The 15,908-nt window shown below is 56.0% G+C and carries 16 protein-coding genes; 2 read left to right on the top strand and 14 right to left on the bottom strand.

Annotated features, from left to right (window positions below):
* Nucleotides 1-21 precede the first annotated feature (21 nt).
* The 4 genes from gntU to AC07WB_RS01550 form a co-directional block, all read right to left on the bottom strand.
* A complete protein-coding gene (gene gntU, locus AC07WB_RS01565) occupies nt 22-1,362 on the bottom strand; it encodes a gluconate transporter (protein WP_097095241.1) in 1,341 nt (446 codons plus the stop codon).
* 2 nt (nt 1,363-1,364) lie between these two features.
* Complete coding sequence (gene gntK, locus AC07WB_RS01560) at nt 1,365-1,901, bottom strand: gluconokinase (RefSeq protein ID WP_097095242.1); 537 nt, start codon at nt 1,899-1,901, stop codon at nt 1,365-1,367.
* Nucleotides 1,902-2,043: 142 nt separating this feature from the next.
* Nucleotides 2,044-3,039 carry a gluconate operon transcriptional repressor GntR gene (gene gntR, locus AC07WB_RS01555; RefSeq protein ID WP_494939926.1) on the bottom strand — a complete coding sequence of 332 codons (996 nt, stop codon included), beginning with the start codon at nt 3,037-3,039 and terminating at the stop codon, nt 2,044-2,046.
* Between the two features lie 151 nt (nt 3,040-3,190).
* Nucleotides 3,191-3,886, bottom strand: a complete 696-nt coding sequence (locus tag AC07WB_RS01550; RefSeq protein ID WP_097095244.1) for a pirin family protein — start codon at nt 3,884-3,886, stop codon at nt 3,191-3,193.
* A 365-nt stretch (nt 3,887-4,251) separates the two neighbouring features.
* Here AC07WB_RS01550 and AC07WB_RS01545 point away from each other — a divergent pair, with 365 nt between their 5' ends.
* Complete coding sequence (locus AC07WB_RS01545) at nt 4,252-4,743, top strand: GNAT family N-acetyltransferase (RefSeq protein WP_494939925.1); 492 nt, start codon at nt 4,252-4,254, stop codon at nt 4,741-4,743.
* A 68-nt stretch (nt 4,744-4,811) separates the two neighbouring features.
* Here AC07WB_RS01545 and ggt read toward each other — a convergent pair whose 3' ends face one another.
* Nucleotides 4,812-6,563 (bottom strand): gamma-glutamyltransferase, encoded by a 1,752-nt coding sequence (gene ggt, locus AC07WB_RS01540; RefSeq protein WP_494939924.1) that lies wholly within the window; start codon nt 6,561-6,563, stop codon nt 4,812-4,814.
* 208 nt (nt 6,564-6,771) lie between these two features.
* Here ggt and AC07WB_RS01535 point away from each other — a divergent pair, with 208 nt between their 5' ends.
* On the top strand, nt 6,772-7,056 hold the full coding sequence (locus AC07WB_RS01535) for a DUF2756 domain-containing protein (RefSeq protein WP_097095247.1): 285 nt from the start codon (nt 6,772-6,774) through the stop codon (nt 7,054-7,056).
* Here the strand turns inward: AC07WB_RS01535 and ugpQ are convergent.
* The 9 genes from ugpQ to livH form a co-directional block, all read right to left on the bottom strand.
* A complete protein-coding gene (ugpQ, locus tag AC07WB_RS01530) occupies nt 7,053-7,796 on the bottom strand; it encodes a glycerophosphodiester phosphodiesterase (protein ID WP_097095248.1) in 744 nt (247 codons plus the stop codon). The genes AC07WB_RS01535 and ugpQ overlap by 4 nt on opposite strands.
* The gene (locus tag AC07WB_RS01525) at nt 7,793-8,866 is read right to left on the bottom strand and encodes a sn-glycerol-3-phosphate import ATP-binding protein UgpC (protein ID WP_097095249.1); all 1,074 of its coding nucleotides are present in this window, start codon (nt 8,864-8,866) and stop codon (nt 7,793-7,795) included. The genes ugpQ and AC07WB_RS01525 overlap by 4 nt, the downstream gene beginning before the upstream one ends.
* Nucleotides 8,867-9,712 carry a sn-glycerol-3-phosphate ABC transporter permease UgpE gene (gene ugpE / locus AC07WB_RS01520; protein ID WP_494939923.1) on the bottom strand — a complete coding sequence of 282 codons (846 nt, stop codon included), beginning with the start codon at nt 9,710-9,712 and terminating at the stop codon, nt 8,867-8,869. It abuts the gene before it with no gap.
* Nucleotides 9,709-10,596, bottom strand: a complete 888-nt coding sequence (gene ugpA / locus AC07WB_RS01515; RefSeq protein WP_049851264.1) for a sn-glycerol-3-phosphate ABC transporter permease UgpA — start codon at nt 10,594-10,596, stop codon at nt 9,709-9,711. The genes ugpE and ugpA overlap by 4 nt, the downstream gene beginning before the upstream one ends.
* A gap of 64 nt (nt 10,597-10,660) precedes the next feature.
* A complete protein-coding gene (gene ugpB, locus AC07WB_RS01510) occupies nt 10,661-11,977 on the bottom strand; it encodes a sn-glycerol-3-phosphate ABC transporter substrate-binding protein UgpB (protein ID WP_097095251.1) in 1,317 nt (438 codons plus the stop codon).
* A 201-nt stretch (nt 11,978-12,178) separates the two neighbouring features.
* On the bottom strand, nt 12,179-12,892 hold the full coding sequence (gene livF / locus AC07WB_RS01505; protein WP_097095252.1) for a high-affinity branched-chain amino acid ABC transporter ATP-binding protein LivF: 714 nt from the start codon (nt 12,890-12,892) through the stop codon (nt 12,179-12,181).
* 1 nt (nt 12,893) lies between these two features.
* Nucleotides 12,894-13,661, bottom strand: coding sequence for a high-affinity branched-chain amino acid ABC transporter ATP-binding protein LivG (gene livG / locus AC07WB_RS01500; RefSeq protein ID WP_097095253.1), 768 nt, complete (start codon nt 13,659-13,661; stop codon nt 12,894-12,896).
* The gene (locus tag AC07WB_RS01495) at nt 13,658-14,929 is read right to left on the bottom strand and encodes a high-affinity branched-chain amino acid ABC transporter permease LivM (protein ID WP_494939922.1); all 1,272 of its coding nucleotides are present in this window, start codon (nt 14,927-14,929) and stop codon (nt 13,658-13,660) included. Before AC07WB_RS01495 ends, livG begins: the two co-directional genes overlap by 4 nt.
* The gene (livH, locus tag AC07WB_RS01490) at nt 14,926-15,852 is read right to left on the bottom strand and encodes a high-affinity branched-chain amino acid ABC transporter permease LivH (RefSeq protein ID WP_097095255.1); all 927 of its coding nucleotides are present in this window, start codon (nt 15,850-15,852) and stop codon (nt 14,926-14,928) included. Before livH ends, AC07WB_RS01495 begins: the two co-directional genes overlap by 4 nt.
* Nucleotides 15,853-15,908 lie beyond the last annotated feature (56 nt).

Below are 15,908 nucleotides of genomic sequence, written 5' to 3'. Positions count from 1 at the left end.
AATTTATTGCGCGGGTTTACATCACGACAGCAAACTAAAGGCAATCATGCCGACAATCGCGCCGGTGGTACCGAGAATGGTTTCCATCAGCGTCCAGGTCTTCAGCGTTTCGGCTTCGGTCGCACCGGTAAAGCGGCCAAACAGCCAGAAACCAGCATCGTTAACGTGGCTGATGATGATCGAACCACCACCGATGCAAATCGATAGCGCCGCCAGCTGCGCGCCGCTGTAATGCAGCGGCTCAATCACCGGCATCACCAACCCTACCGTGGTTAAACAGGCCACAGTCGCCGATCCCTGAATCACGCGGATCGCGCCAGAAAGAATGAAGCACGCCAGCGCAATCGGCATACCTGCGCCGGTCAACGCGTGTCCCAGCACCGGGCCCACACCCGAATCCACCAGCACCTGCTTAAACACGCCGCCCGCACCGATCACCAGCAGAATAATCCCCGCCGGTTGCAGCGCGCTGCCGCATACCTGCATCACCTTCTCTTTATCCATGCCCTGACGGTACGCCAGACCATAAATCGCCACCAGACAGGCCAGCAGAATCGCCGTGAACGGATGGCCGATAAACTCCAGCCACTCATACAGATGGGTGCCCGGCGTGGTGAAACGCGCGCCGATGGTTTTCAGCCCCACCAGCAGTAGCGGGAAGAGGATTAACGACAGGCTAAAGCCAAACGACGGCAGCTTGCCCTCTTCCACTTCCGGCTGATGGTCTTCCGGCGGTGCGCTAAAGCTGACGTGACGCGCGATGAAATTACCAAACAGCGGACCAGCAATCAGCATGCCGGGAATCGCCGCGCACAGGCCGAGCAGAATCATCCAGCCAAAATCGGCGTGCATCTGCGAAGCCAGCAGCATTGGCGCCGGTCCCGGCAGCAGGAACGCCGCCGCGGCCGCTACACCGGCAAACAGCGGAATCACCAGTTTCACCAGATTGCCTTTGGTGCGCCGCGCCACCGCGAATGCAATGCTGATCAGCAACACTACCGCCACTTCAAAGAACAGCGGCAGCGCGCAGATTAACCCGGCAACGCCCATCGCATAGTGCGCGCGGCTTTCACCAAAGGTTTTCAGCATACGGATAGCAATTTGATCGACCGCGCCGGTTTCATGCAGGATTTTGCCGAACATCGCACCCAACGCCACCACAATGGCGAGAAAGCCGAGCGTTCCGCCCATGCCTTTTTCCATGGTTTCGGCGATTTTATCGAGCGGCATGCCGGAAAACAGACCAGCACCAATAGAGACTAACATCAGGGCAACAAAGGCGTGCATACGCGCTTTCATTACCAAAAACAGCAGCAGCAGGACAGAGCCTGCTGCGGTTAACACTAGCGTTGCGGTACTCATGACTAACCCTTGTTGATTGCACCCTCAATGGTCGCAACCGTGGCCGCAACTACCTCATCCAGTGAATGATTGATATCAACCACCAGTACATCGGGCTCATCAGCGCCGGGTTCCTGCAGCGTGGCGAACTGCGTCACCAGCATCTGCGGTTTGAAGAAGTGGCCTTTACGCGCCTTCAAACGTGATTCGATGGTTTCGAAGTCGCCCTGCAGGTAGATAAACTTCAGGTTCTCGTTGCCCTGACGCAGGATGTCGCGATAGGACTTTTTCAGCGCCGAGCAGACAATAATGGAGATTTCCTGCGTGCGCTGCATGGCGAACGCCGCATCATTCAGTGCCTGCAGCCACGGCTGGCGATCGTTATCGTCCAGCGGATGGCCTTCGGCCATTTTCATGATGTTGCTGCGCGGATGGAGGAAATCTCCATCAAGAAACGCAGTGTTTAATTGGTGAGAAACCTGATTGGCGACGGCAGATTTTCCGCTGCCGGAAACGCCCATCAGGATAAAGACGTGGTGCGATGGAGATGGCGTTGTCATTTTTTTTGCGCTCCGGCAGGAAACCCGCCTAATGTTACCGATAACAATTTCAGTCATCATTGTCGGAGGCCGCTGAAAGACTGGCAACCCTTGTCAGGCGGAAAAGCACGAAAGTGTGAACTGACTCAAAAAATCGCCAAAATCAGATGCTGTCACCTTCGGCAATTTCAAACCCCACATCCAGCGGTTGCATGACCGTCCGATCGCCGCCAATCCGCGCCAGCAGCATCGCCGCCGATTCTCGCCCCATACGCTCACGTGGCGTCAGCACCGTGGCGAGCCGTGGATTTACCACTTGCGTAATATCGTGGCCGTGGAACCCGGCAATCGCCATCTGTTGCGGCACGTGCAAACCCTGCCGCTGGCACTCAAACATTGCGCCAACCGCGAGGTCATCGTTGGTACAGAACAGGCTATCGGTTTCGGGATAACGCTTTTGTGCTTCACACAGCAGTTGCGCACCGGCGCTGAATGACGAGGCATCTTCCATCATCACGCTATGCGGCGTGAGTCCCGCTTCACGCATCGCTTTTTCGTAGCCCTGCTGCTTCTGCAAAGTACGTTCATCAAGGCGCGCACCGAGATACACGGTGTGACGATGGCCTTTTTTCAGAATAGCATGCGTCATCTGACGCGCCGCCTCGACATTATCGAAGCCCACCGCCATATCGAGGCATGGCGTCACCGAGTCCATCATCTCAATCACCGGAATGCCAGCCACTTCTAGCATGCGCAGCGTGCCTGCCGTGTGAGTGCGTTCGGTAAGGATCACGCCGTCGATGTTCCAGCCGAGCAGCGAACGCAGCTGTAACTCCTCTTTCTGCGCGTTGTAACCAAAGTGCGCCACCAGCGTTTGGTAACCCGCTTCGTCGGTGACGGCTTCAATACCGCGCAGCACATCGGCAAAAACCTGGTTGGTCAGGGAAGGCAGCAGCACGCCAATAGCGCGGCTGGTGGCGTTAGAGAGCATATCGGGGGCGCGATTGGGGATATAGCCGAGCTCGTCCAGCGCCACGGCGATTTTGTCACGTAGCGCCGCAGAGACCTGATTGGGATTGCGCAGGTAGCGGCTGACGGTCATTTTTGTGATGCCGACGCGATCGGCTACGTCCTGTAATACCGGTCTTTTCTTCTTCATCTTATGCGCCTGAAATCAGAGATAGATGAAGTTTATCATTAATTTTTCATTTTCCACGCCTCGTACCGCGCCGATCAGGCGCGTACGAATCCGCACCCCATCAAATGTATCGATCGCCAAGAATGGCGACCAATACATTTATTACGCGGTTTTATACCGGCGGCAAATCGAACAGCAGAATTTCAGCATCGCTGTCGGCTTTGATGCTCAGCGCATGTTCATCCCAGATCGCGAGCGCATCGCTGGTGCCTACCTGCTCGCCATTCACGCTGATTTTCCCTTTCACCACCTGAATCCACACGCGGCGGCCCGCTTCAATCGCCACGTCATCGCTTTCGCCTGTGGAAAATACCCAGCGCGACAGCGTCATGTCCTGAAACACCTTGAGCGATCCATCACGCTCGTCCGGCGTCAGCACAAACTGGCGGCCTTTCACATCAGCGAAACGGCGCTGCGCATAGCGCGGTTCAATGCCTTTACGCTCTGGAATAATCCAGATCTGATACAGATGCAGCGGATCGGTGGCGCTGGCGTTGTATTCCGAGTGACGCACGCCCGTGCCAGCACTCATGATCTGGAACTCACCCGCCGGGATCTGCTCTTTGTTGCCCATGCTGTCCTGATGCTCGACGGTGCCAGAAAGCACATACGTCAGAATCTCCATATCTTTGTGCGGATGCGTACCGAAACCCTGACCGCCATCGATCACGTCCTCGTTAATCACACGCAGGGCGGAGAAGCCCATAAAGTTGGCATCATAGTAATCGGCAAAGGAAAAAGTGTGCCAGCTATCGAGCCAACCGTGGTTAGCATGACCGCGTTCTTCAGCTTTACGTACGTAAATCATGTTCAATTCTCCTCAATGTTTTTTACAGTCTGGACTTGAGATGAGTTGATTGATAGCTGAAAAACTTCACGCCTCTGTTCAAAAATCATGAATAACATCTGGCGAGATGGACTGGGTAGATGAAGAAGGGAAATTGCAGGCAAAAAAAAAGCCAGCACCCGAGCTGGCTAAATAATACTTGGAAGCAATGTGAGCAATGTCGTGCTTACCCAGATGTCAGGAGACGTTTCCGAGCTCGCATGGCAATAATAATCATTATCATTCGCGTCTGTAAACCCCTTTCGCGAATTATTTTGCATTGACGTTAATTGAGAATTCCTTGATGTTAAAGGGGATTTTAACCATTTTGCACAAGGAGCCGCTCGATGAGTCAGATCGTCATTCGCCATGCTATTCCCGAAGATGCCGCCGCATTATCGCGCATGTACAGCCAACCAGAACCGCAAGCCAGCACGCTGCAGTTGCCATTTCAATCACCCGCGCTTTGGCAGGAGCGACTGAGTAATTTGCGCCCTGGCTTGCATATGCTGGTGGCTTGTATTGACGATCAGATTGCCGGCCAACTAACGCTCGAGGTGCAATCCGTTGCGCGTCGTCGCCATGCTGCCACCTTTGGCATGGGCGTTGATGCTGGATTTCATCGCCGGGGCGTGGGCAAGGCCTTAATGTCCGCGATGGTGGACTTGTGCGATAACTGGCTGCAGGTGACGCGCATTGAGCTGACGGTATTTGCCGATAACCATAAAGCTATTGGCTTGTATCAGCAGTTTGGCTTTGAGGTTGAAGGCACCGCGCGCCGGCACGCGATGCGCAACGGTGAAATGGTGGATACGCACTACATGGCGCGTTTGAAATAACGCTTAAAATCGCGCCGCTACAACTGCGTGCACATACCGTAGCGGCGCAATTTATTGCGCATTAGGGATTAATAACCCGCGCTCAAATCATCCACTGAACGCGGATCCGAGGCGCCATAGCGCGTGCCATCCGGCCCAATCATAATGCTCTGCGTGCTGCCCATGGCTGGCATCACCTTCACATGCTGACCTTTGCTTTCCAGCAGGCGCAGCGTATCGGGACTAAAACCTTTTTCTACGCGCAGCTGATCCGGCAACCACTGATGATGGAAACGCGGTGCATTGGTGGCTTCTGCCACGTTCATACCAAAATCAATGCTGTTCACCACCATTTGCAGCACGGTGGTGATAATACGGCTACCGCCCGGGCTACCGGTAACTAACCAGGTTTTGCCGTCTTTCGCCACGATGGTGGGCGACATTGATGACAGCGGACGTTTGGCCGGTTGTACCGCATTCGCCTCGCCACCGACTAAACCATACACGTTTGGCGTGCCCGGTTTCGCCGAGAAGTCATCCATTTCATTGTTCATTAGGATGCCGCTCTCTCCGGCCACGATGCCGCTGCCGAAATAGGTATTCAGCGTATAGGTAACCGCTACCGCGTTGCCGTCTTTATCCACCACGGAGAAGTGCGTGGTTTGATTGCTTTCATAGGGTGCCAGCTTGCCCGGTTTGATCTCGCTGGAGGGGCGCGCTTTATTCACGTCAATTTGCTGCGCCAGCGTTTTGGCATAGGCTTTGCTGGTTAGCGCCTGCTGCGGCACGTTAACGAAATCAGGATCGCCAAGATATTCTGAACGGTCGGCATAGGCATATTTTTCCGCTTCCGCCATCACCTGCATCGCATCGGCGCTACCAAAGCCCCATTTCGCCAGATCGAAGTTTTCCAGGATATTAAGGATTTGTACGATATGAATCCCGCCGGACGACGGCGGCGGCATGGAGAAGACTTCATAGCCGCGATAGGTGCCGCTGACCGGCTTGCGCTCCACGGCACGGTAGGCCGCCAGATCCGGCTTGCCAATCAATCCGCCGTGCTGCGCCATTTCACCGGCAATTTCATCGGCAATTTTACCTTTATAGAACGCATCCGGCCCTTGCTGGGCAATCAGCTGCAGGCTACGCGCGAGGTTCTTCTGCACCAGCCGTTCGCCTTTCTGATACGGCTGGCCGTCCGCTTTGTAGAAAATCGCCCGGCTGTTGTCGTGGTTAATCAGCGTCTCTTTGCCGTAGGTGGCGAGATCGTCAGCCAGCGCATCATTAACCACGATGCCGTCACGTGCCAGTTTGATCGCCGGGGCCAGCAAAGTGCTCAGCGGCAACGTGCCATATTTCTGCGCGGCCAGCGCAAACCCGGCAACGGTGCCTGGCGTGCCAGAAGCTAAATGAGAAGTGAGTGATAACTTACTATCCGCATTGCCCTGCTTATCAAGGAACATATCGCGCGAAGCTCGCGCCGGAGCCATTTCGCGGAAATCGATTGCGGTGGTGCGGCCGGACGCGGTACGCAGCAGCATAAAGCCGCCACCGCCAAGGTTACCGGCCTGCGGATGCGTCACCGCCAGCGCAAAGCCTACCGCGACTGCCGCATCTACCGCGTTACCGCCCTGCCTGAGAATATCAACACCCACTTCGGTCGCCATCGCATCAACCGATGCGACCATGCCATGTTTGGCTTTCACCGGATGAAAGGTATCGCTATCAACGCCGTAAGAGACCGGCGGCGCATTGGCTGGCGCGGCTTGTCCCCCCTGCACGACGGTAAAACTCATCAGCAACGCCCAACTGAGCTGACGTAGGTTGCTCTTAATTCTCATCCTGCTACCACCCTTTTTAAGTTATTTACATTTGTTATCAATTGATGCAAGTGTTTGCAAACACAGTAAAAAGAGTAGCAGTAAAGTTAAATTAGGCGCACTCCTGGAAGAGGTGTTTGAGATATAGCATAAACTTATACAAGTAGCCGTTGTTGCCAGTCAGGCAATAACACCACACAGCAGCAGGCTGCATTGATGGAGGAAGACCATGAACAAAAACAAATGGCTAATTATGATCGCAGCATTACTGCCGTTAAGCAGCATGGCGAATACCTTGAACAGCACTAACGACCCGAATCAGCCCGGCTACAACCCGAGCCAGCAGCGTATGCAGTCGCAAATGCAGAATCAGCAGCAACAGCAGAAGCGCAAGCTGCAGCAGGATCAACAGCAGCAGAGCCAGGACGTGCAGCGCAAAGTGCAGGAACAGCGGAACAGTGCCCAGCAGCAGGTGATTCAATCGCAGCCGGGCCAAAAACAGCAGCAAAACTAGCGGAAATCAGGACCAATAATGTCGATGCTATCGGTGCAGATGGCGTCGACGCCCCAGCTCAGCAGCTCGCGCGCCCGTGCGGGCTGATTCACGGTATACACCAGAATATGCAAACCGGCTGCTTTCAGCTGCGCGGTGCGTTCGGCATCGAGTAATTTGTGATTCAGGTGGATCGACACGCAATCCAGTGCCGCAGTCAGCGCCTGCCAGTTGTCAGGCCACGTATCCAGCAGCAAACCACGCGGCAGCTCTGGTGCCGCCTGCATTGCCGCTTCCAGCGCGGCGTAAGAGAACGAGGATAGCAACGGCGCCGTTTGTCCTTGCCACAGTTCACGCGCGGCCAGCGCCACGTTGCGGCCGGTTTCAACGTCTTTACCGGTGGTCGGTTTGATCTCAATGTTCGCCATCATCTGATGCTGGCGGCAACGTTCTGCCACTTCGCTCAGCAGCGCCAGCGGCTCGCCTTCATAATCACGGCTAAACCAAGCGCCGGCATCCAGCTGTGACAACTTGTGCCACGACAGATCGCCGGCCACGCCCCAGCCATTGCTGGTGCGATCGAGCGTGTCATCATGCAGCAGGAAAATTTGCTTATCTTCCGATAGTTTGGCATCAAACTCGATCATGGTATGACCATGCTGCGCGCCGACATCAATCGCCGCGAGGGTATTTTCCGGGGCCAGTTTTCCGCCCCCGCGATGCGCAACAATGTGCGGGTAAGGCCAGTTGTGTTGACTCATTCCAGACGCTTTCCATAGGTTGAATCGAAGAAGTGTAACGCATCTGACGGCAGATGCAGCCATAAGGTGCTGCCCGCCTGCGGACGTTCGCTGTGTGGCAAACGCACCACCATGCGCGCGTTGCCAATGCGGCCATGCGCCAGATTATCGGCACCGAGCATCTCCAGCGTCTCGACCACCAGCGGAATACCGCCGGCATCGCGACTGCTGAGCTGAATATGTTCCGGACGAATGCCGAGCGTTAGCGGGCGGTTGGCCCATTTGGCTTTACTCTCACCCAGCAACAAACTGTTAAGTGCATCCAGCGTAAAGCGCGTGCCATCGCTGTTAATTTGACCCGGCAGCAGGTTCATGGCCGGCGCGCCGATAAAGGAGGCAACAAACTGGCTGGCCGGACGTTCGTAAACTTCCACCGGCGTACCCACCTGCTCCACCACCCCTTTGTTCATCACCATCACGCGCTGCGCCAGCGTCATCGCCTCAACCTGATCGTGCGTCACGTAGATGCTGGTGGTTTTCAAGCGGCGATGCAGCTGTTGCAGCTCCAGACGCATCTGCACGCGCAGGCGCGCATCCAGATTCGATAAAGGCTCATCAAACAGGAACACCGCCGGTTCACGTACGATGGCGCGGCCCATCGCCACGCGTTGACGTTGTCCGCCCGACAGCTCGCGCGGACGGCGATGCAGCAGATGATCCAACTCCAGGCTGCGCGCCGCGTCCATCACCCGCTGCGCGATCTGCACTTTGCCCATGCCACGAATTTTCAGGCCATAGGCCATGTTTTCGCCCACCGTCATATGCGGATAGAGCGCGTAGTTCTGGAACACCATGGCGATGCCGCGATCTTTCGGCTCCATGTTGGTGACGCGTTTGTCGTCGATATAGATATCGCCAGACGATACGCGTTCAAGCCCCGCCACCATGCGTAGCAGCGTCGATTTGCCGCAGCCGGAAGGCCCCACCATCACCATAAATTCGCCATCGTTGATGGTGATATTCAGTGGCTGAATGATCTGATTTTTGCCGTCATACGATTTGGTAACGGTCTGAAGGGTTACGCCTGCCATTTATTTATCACTCTCCACCAGGCCATGCACAAAGGCACGTTGCATCACAAGTACCACCACCACCGGTGGAATCAGGGTTAATAACATTGCCGCCATCACTTCATTCCATTGCGTTGGGCCACCGCTGGTGTTGATCATGCTTTTCACTCCCGCTACCGCAGTGCTGAGGCTGGCGTCGTTGATGATCAGCAGCGGCCAAAGATATTGGTTCCAACCATAAATAAAGGTGATCACAAACAGCGCGGCGAGATTGGTTTTGGATAGCGGCAACACAATGTCCCAGAAGAAGCGCATCGGGCTGGCGCCGTCGATACGCGCCGCCTCTATCAGCTCGTCCGGCAGCGACATAAAGAACTGGCGGAACAGGAAGGTGGCGGTAGCGGACGCCATCAGCGGCAGCGTCAAACCGCTGTAGCTGTCGAGCATATTCAGCGTCGAAATCACTTCCACCGTCGGGAAAATACGCACTTCAACCGGCAGCATCAGCGTGATGAAAATCAGCCAGAAAAACAGCGAGCGCAGCGGGAAACGGAACCACACCAGCGCGAAGGCGGAGAGCATTGAGACGGTGATTTTGCCGACGGTAATGCCGAGCGCCATCAGCAGGCTGTTAAGCATCATCATGCCAAATGCCGGACCATTGCCGTTGACGCCGTGCGTCCAGATGCGCGAGATGTTCTCCCACAGATGCGATCCCGGTACCAGCGTCATTGGCACCTGATACACCGCCTCGTTATCCAGCGTCGCCGCCACAAAGGCGATATAAAGCGGGAACAGAATGGTCAGCACGCCCAGCACCAGCAAGGTATGGCTGAAGATATCCAGCCCGCGTCGATTCTCAATCATTGGTATTGCACCTTACGCTCGACAAAGCGGAATTGCAGGATAGTCAGGCCAATCACCAGCAGCATCAGCACCACCGACTGCGCCGCAGAGGAGGAGAGATCCAGCCCGGTGAAGCCTTCGCGATAGATTTTGTAGATAAGCGTAGTGGTCGCCTGTACCGGGCCGCCGCCGGTTGCGGCATCGATCACCGGGAAGGTATCGAAGAAGGCGTAAACCAAATTCACTACCAGCAGGAAAAAACTTACCGGCGTAATCAGCGGCAGCGACAAATTAAAGAAACGGCGCACCGGACCGGCACCGTCGATGGCGGCGGCTTCCACCAGCGATTTGGGAATTGACTGTAACGCCGCGAAGAAAAACAGGAAGTTGTAGCTCATTTGCTGCCAGATCGACGCCAGTACAATCAGGAACATCGCCTGGCCGCTGTTTTGCGCATAGTTCCAGTTGTAGCCCATTTGGTTCAGCAGGTGGCTGAATAACCCTAGCCCTGGATTGAACAGGAACATCCACAGCACTGCCGCCACCACCGGCGCGACCGCGTACGGCAGCAGCAGCAACGTTTGATACAGCTTACGCAGGCGAATGACGTAATCCACCAGCGCCGCCAGCAGCAGGGAAAAAGTCATGCCGCAAATCGTCACCAGCGCACTGAACTCAATGGTGGTCCAGAACGATGCCAGATAGTATTCGTCATTGAACAGACGCTTAAAGTTCGCCAACCCCACGAAGGTGCTGGAGATGCCAAAAGGATCAATGCTTTGCAGCGAATACCACAGAGCTTCACCGGCGGGCCACAGGAAGAAAATGGCCGTAATCACCAGCTGCGGTAGCACCAGCAAATAGGGCAGAAAACGGGAGCGAAATACGGGGCGCGATGAGGACATAGCAGGCTCAATCAAAGAGAGAAATCGGGGCGAACGCCAAACGTCGGCCCCGAGATGACAGCGTTTACTTCACTTGCTGCTCAAAACGGCGCAGCAGTTCGTTACCGCGTTTCACCGCGTTATCTAGCGCGGCTTGTGGTGTCTGTTTGCCGGTCCACACGCCTTCCAGCTCTTCATCCACGATGGTACGAATCTGTGGCATATTGCCCAGACGCATGCCTTTGGTGAACGGCAGCGGATCTTTGTTCAGCATTTGACGCGTGGCGATGTCTGCGCCTGGGTTCTTGTCGTAGAAGCCCTGCTGTTTAGTCAGCTCATAGGCGGCGGTGGTGATCGGCAGATAACCGGTTTTCTGGTGCCATTCAGCGGCGATTTCCGGCTGTGCGAGGAACTTCATAAACTCCGCCGCGCCTTTGTAGGTGTTGGCATCTTTGCCTTTCATCACCCACAGGCTCGCGCCACCAATGATGGCGTTCTGCGGGGCGTTCGGTACGGTTTCATCGTACGGCATCATGCCCACGCCGAAGTTAAATTTGGCGTAGTGTTTGATGTCGGCCAGCGAACCGGAAGAGGCGGTGGTGATGCCGCAATCGCCGTTGTAAAACTTGGCGGTGGATTCATCCTTACGACCGAAGTAGGTGAAATCGCCCTTCTTGTTCATCGCTTCCAGCATTTCGATGTGGCGCACCTGCACGGGCTTATTGAATTCCAGTACCGCATCGGTGCCGTCAAAGCCGTTATTTTTACTGGCCACCGGCAGCGCATGCCAGGCGCTGAAGTTTTCAATCTGAATCCAACCCTGCCAGCCGCTGGCGTAACCACAGGTCAGGCCCGCTTTACGCAGCGCTTCGGCATCTTTTGCCAGCTCCTGCCAGGTTTTCGGTGGCTGATCCGGATTCAGGCCAGCTTTTTTGAACGCGTCTTTGTTGTAATAGAGCACCGGCGTGGAGCTGTTGAACGGCTGAGAAATCAGCTGGCCTTTGCTGTCGCTGTAGTAACCCGCAACGGCTGGTACAAACTGCTGCGGATCCATCTGCACGCCAGCGTTTTTAAACACTTCATTGACCGGCACAATCGCTTTCGATGCCATCATGGTCGCGGTACCGACTTCATACACCTGCAGCAGTGCGGGCGCTTTACCCGAGCGCACCGCGGCGATGCCCGCTGCCAAGCTTTGCTCGTAGTTACCTTTGTAAGTCGGGACGATTTTATATTCTGGATGAGCCTGGTTAAAACGTTGTGCCAGAGAATCAACTTCTTTGCCTAACTCGCCTTCCATTGAGTGCCAGAAAGGGATCTCAGTTGCAGCCAGCGCATTACCGCTGAGCGCCAGACCGAGCACGACACTCATCAGGCGGGGACGAAGCGTAAAAGCGGACATAAGGTTTTTCCTGTGCTGTTAGCTACGCGCGAATTCGCGCATTTTTTTGTTCGCGACGTAACATGACACGGGGAAATGACGGATTAATAACAGGTTTATGACGGGGATGTGACAGCGGAATTTGGTTTGATTGGAGTTTAAGTCGCCATAAATGGCGACCCTACAAAATCGTGTAGGGTCGGCATTCATGCCGACCGGGGGTTATGCGCCTAAATAAGCACTCCGCACGGCTTCATTGGATAGCAGCGCTTCGCCGCTGTCTTCAAGCACCACGTGGCCATTCTCCAGCACATAACCGCGATCCGCCAGCTTCAGCGCCTGATTGGCGTTCTGCTCGACGAGGAAGATGGTCATGCCCTCTTTGCGCAGTTGCTCAATGGTGTCAAAGATCTGCTGAATGATAATCGGGGCGAGTCCCAGCGACGGTTCATCCAGCAGCAGCAAACGCGGCTGGCTCATCAGCGCACGGCCAATGGCCAGCATCTGCTGCTCACCGCCGGACATGGTGCCCGCGCGCTGTGCTTTACGTTCTGCCAGGCGTGAAAACAGCTGATAGACGCGATCGATACGTTCCTGATACTGCTGCCGCGTAGCGAAGAAGCCGCCCATCGCCAGGTTCTCTTCTACCGTCATACGCGAAAACACCCGACGCCCTTCCGGCACGATGGCGATCGCTTCACGCATGATTTTCGCCGTTTGCCAGTCGGTGATCTCTTTGCCATCAAAGGTAATGTTGCCGCTGGTGGCGCGCGGTTCACCGCACAAGGTGCCGAGCAGCGTGGTTTTACCCGCGCCGTTGGCACCGATCAGGGTAACGATCTCGCCCTGATTGATGTGCAGATTAATGTTGTGCAGCGCCTGGATCGGGCCGTAATGGGCGCTGACATTCTGCAAGGTTAAAATCGGGTTTGCCATGTTACGCCTCACCTAAATAAGCACGGATCACATCCGGATTGTTACGCACTTCTTCCGGCGTACCGTTGGCCAGCGGCGTTCCCTGATTCACTACGTAAATGCGGTCAGAAATGCCCATCACCAGCTTCATATCGTGTTCAATTAGCAGTACGGAAACCTTGTGCTCACCGCGCAGCTCGGCGATCAGCTCATCCAACTCGTGGGTTTCACGCGGGTTAAGCCCGGCAGCCGGTTCATCCAGCATCAGAATTTCCGGACGCGTTACCATGCAGCGCGCAATTTCCAGACGACGCTGCTGGCCATAAGCGAGGTTGCCCGCCTGGCGGTTGGCGAGATCCAGCAAGCCGATGCGATCCAGCCAGGTGGCCGCGCGATCCAGCGCGTCGCTCTCACCGCGACGGAAAGCCGGGGTTTTGAATAAACCGGAGAACACGCCGCTTTTGAGGTGCTGATGCTGTGCCACCAGCAGGTTTTCAATCACCGTCATTTCGCGGAACAGGCGCACGTGCTGGAAGGTACGCACAATGCCCATACGCGCAATCTTCTGGCCCGGCAAACCCTGCAGCTGCTGATCGCGCAGTTTGATGGTGCCGCCGGTTGGTTTATAGAAACCGGTCAGGCAGTTGAACACCGTGGTTTTACCGGCGCCGTTCGGGCCAATCAACGAAACGATTTCCTGTGGATGCAGCTCAAGCGCCACATTGTTGACGGCTAACAGGCCGCCGAAGCGCATCATCAGGCCTTCAACGGCTAATAAAGGCTGACTCATGCCTGCTCTCCTTGTTTACTGCTTTTCATCTTCAGATGCGGACGCTTCATTGGCAGCAGCCCTTGTGGACGCCAGATCATCATCAGCACCATCAAACCACCGAGCACCAGCATGCTGTACTCATTCAAATCACGCATCAGCTCGCGCGAAACCACCAGCAGAATGGCTGCGAGGATCACCGCCAGCTGCGAGCCCATGCCGCCCAGCACCACAATCGCCAGCACAAAAGCCGATTCGACGAAGGTGAAGGATTCCGGGCTGACGAAACCCTGACGTGCGGCGAACAGCGTACCCGCAAAGCCCGCAAACACGGCGCTGATGGTGAAGGCGGTCAGTTTGATGCGCGTTGGGCTCAGACCAAGCGAACGGCAGGCGATCTCATCTTCACGCAGCGCTTCCCACGCGCGGCCCAGCGGCATACGCAGTAAGCGGTTGATAACGAACAGCGTCAGCACCACCAGCAGCAGCGCCACCAGATAGAGGAAAATTACACGGTCGCTGGGATCGTATTTCAGGCCAAAGAACTCATGGAAGGTGCTCCAGCCGCCTTCGCTGACCCGGCGGCCAAACTCCAGACCAAACAGGCTGGGCTTGGGAATCTGCGCGATACCGTTCGGGCCGCCGGTGATCGCCGTGTTATTCAGCAGCAGAATGCGTACGATTTCGCCGAAGCCGAGCGTCACAATCGCCAGATAGTCCCCGCGCAGGCGCAGCACCGGGAAGCCGAGCAGCAAACCAAAGACGCCCGCCACCAAACCGGCCAGCGGCAGGCTTTCCCAGAAACCAAAGCCGTAATAGTGGTTGAGCAAGGCAAAGGTGTAAGCGCCGATGGCGTAGAAACCGCCGTAGCCCAGCACCAGCAATCCTGATAATCCCACGACCACGTTCAGACCGAGGCCGAGCATCACGTAGATCAGCGTCAGCGTGGCGATATCCACACTGCCGCGCGACACCAGAAACGGCCAGATCACCGCCGCCGCGATCACCAGCGCCATCAGCAATTTTTGCTTCGGCGTTGAGCCATCAAAACCTGGCAGGACAAATCCTTTGCCGCTGCGTTTGAATTTGCCCTGCGCCAGCGGACGCAGCAGCTGGAAGACAAACACTACCGCACAGCCAATGAAGATCCAGTTCCAGCGTACCGCGCCCGCATTGGCGACCACCAGTTTGGTGCCATCCAAATCGAGGCGTACGCCCATGAAAAATGTGGCGAGCACCAACAACATCACCGTGGAGATCACGGCGTTGACCAAACCGAGGCGTTTCATACCTTCTCTACCTCCGGACGGCCAAGAATCCCGGTTGGCATCACCAGCAGCACCACAATCAGCAGCGCGAAGGAGACCACGTCTTTATATTCGGTCGACAGATAGGCCGAGGTCAGCGCTTCGGCAATGCCCAGCACCAGGCCACCAATCATCGCGCCAGGAATGCTGCCGATGCCGCCTAATACCGCGGCAGTGAAGGCTTTCATCCCAGCCATAAAGCCAATGAACGGGTTGATGGAGCCGTAGAATTGACCGAGCAACACGCCCGCCACCGCCGCCATCGCCGCACCAATCACAAAGGTGAGTGAAATAACTCGGTCGGTGTTGATACCCAGCAGGCTGGCCATTTTCAGGTCTTCTGCGCAGGCGCGACAGGCGCGTCCCATGCGCGAATAGCGGATGAACAGCGTCAGCGCCAGCATCGACAGGAAGGTGACAATCCAAATCACCAGCTGCATGGTGGAGAGCGTGGCGGCAAAGCCGTTGCTCTCACCCAGCGTCCATTGGCCGGTGATCAGGCTTGGCAGCGCGAGATCGCGCGAACCCTGCGTCAGGCTGACGTAGTTCTGCAGGAAGATCGACATACCGATGGCGGAGATTAGCGCGATCAGGCGCTTCGACGATCGCACCGGCTTATACGCCACGCGCTCGATGCTCCAGCCGTAGGCGCTGGAGATGATCACCGCCATCACGAAACCGGCGGCAATCATCAGCCACGAAGTATCAATGCCCATCATCATCAGGGCGGCAATCACGATAAAGGAGACATAGCTACCGATCATGTACACCTCGCCATGGGCGAAGTTGATCATGCCGATAATGCCGTAAACCATGGTGTAACCAATGGCGATCAGCGCGTAGGTGCTCCCGAGGGTAACCCCGTTGAACATCTGCTGAATGAAATAGAGAAACTGCTCGGACATAGTGAAGACCTGCTCTGGAGCTGAATAATTCCCTCCCCCGCGTGCGGGAGAGGGAA

The sequence above is a fragment of the Pantoea sp. GW821-FHT03E06 genome (assembly GCF_059420725.1).
The sequence above is the reverse complement of the archived record's forward strand: the minus strand, read 5'-3'. Positions and strand labels throughout refer to the sequence as shown.

What these genes read in the sequence shown, in the direction of transcription:
- livF (WP_097095252.1), bottom strand. Translation starts at nt 12,892, where the DNA reads ATGGCAAACCCGATTTTAACCTTGCAGAATGTCAGCGCCCATTACGGC.
- ugpA (WP_049851264.1), bottom strand. Translation starts at nt 10,596, where the DNA reads ATGTCCTCATCGCGCCCCGTATTTCGCTCCCGTTTTCTGCCCTATTTG.
- livG (WP_097095253.1), bottom strand. Translation starts at nt 13,661, where the DNA reads ATGAGTCAGCCTTTATTAGCCGTTGAAGGCCTGATGATGCGCTTCGGC.
- AC07WB_RS01525 (WP_097095249.1), bottom strand. Translation starts at nt 8,866, where the DNA reads ATGGCAGGCGTAACCCTTCAGACCGTTACCAAATCGTATGACGGCAAA.
- ugpQ (WP_097095248.1), bottom strand. Translation starts at nt 7,796, where the DNA reads ATGAGTCAACACAACTGGCCTTACCCGCACATTGTTGCGCATCGCGGG.
- gntK (WP_097095242.1), bottom strand. Translation starts at nt 1,901, where the DNA reads ATGACAACGCCATCTCCATCGCACCACGTCTTTATCCTGATGGGCGTT.
- ggt (WP_494939924.1), bottom strand. Translation starts at nt 6,563, where the DNA reads ATGAGAATTAAGAGCAACCTACGTCAGCTCAGTTGGGCGTTGCTGATG.
- AC07WB_RS01550 (WP_097095244.1), bottom strand. Translation starts at nt 3,886, where the DNA reads ATGATTTACGTACGTAAAGCTGAAGAACGCGGTCATGCTAACCACGGT.
- ugpB (WP_097095251.1), bottom strand. Translation starts at nt 11,977, where the DNA reads ATGTCCGCTTTTACGCTTCGTCCCCGCCTGATGAGTGTCGTGCTCGGT.
- AC07WB_RS01535 (WP_097095247.1), top strand. Translation starts at nt 6,772, where the DNA reads ATGAACAAAAACAAATGGCTAATTATGATCGCAGCATTACTGCCGTTA.
- gntR (WP_494939926.1), bottom strand. Translation starts at nt 3,039, where the DNA reads ATGAAGAAGAAAAGACCGGTATTACAGGACGTAGCCGATCGCGTCGGC.
- ugpE (WP_494939923.1), bottom strand. Translation starts at nt 9,712, where the DNA reads ATGATTGAGAATCGACGCGGGCTGGATATCTTCAGCCATACCTTGCTG.
- AC07WB_RS01495 (WP_494939922.1), bottom strand. Translation starts at nt 14,929, where the DNA reads ATGAAACGCCTCGGTTTGGTCAACGCCGTGATCTCCACGGTGATGTTG.
- gntU (WP_097095241.1), bottom strand. Translation starts at nt 1,362, where the DNA reads ATGAGTACCGCAACGCTAGTGTTAACCGCAGCAGGCTCTGTCCTGCTG.
- AC07WB_RS01545 (WP_494939925.1), top strand. Translation starts at nt 4,252, where the DNA reads ATGAGTCAGATCGTCATTCGCCATGCTATTCCCGAAGATGCCGCCGCA.
- livH (WP_097095255.1), bottom strand. Translation starts at nt 15,852, where the DNA reads ATGTCCGAGCAGTTTCTCTATTTCATTCAGCAGATGTTCAACGGGGTT.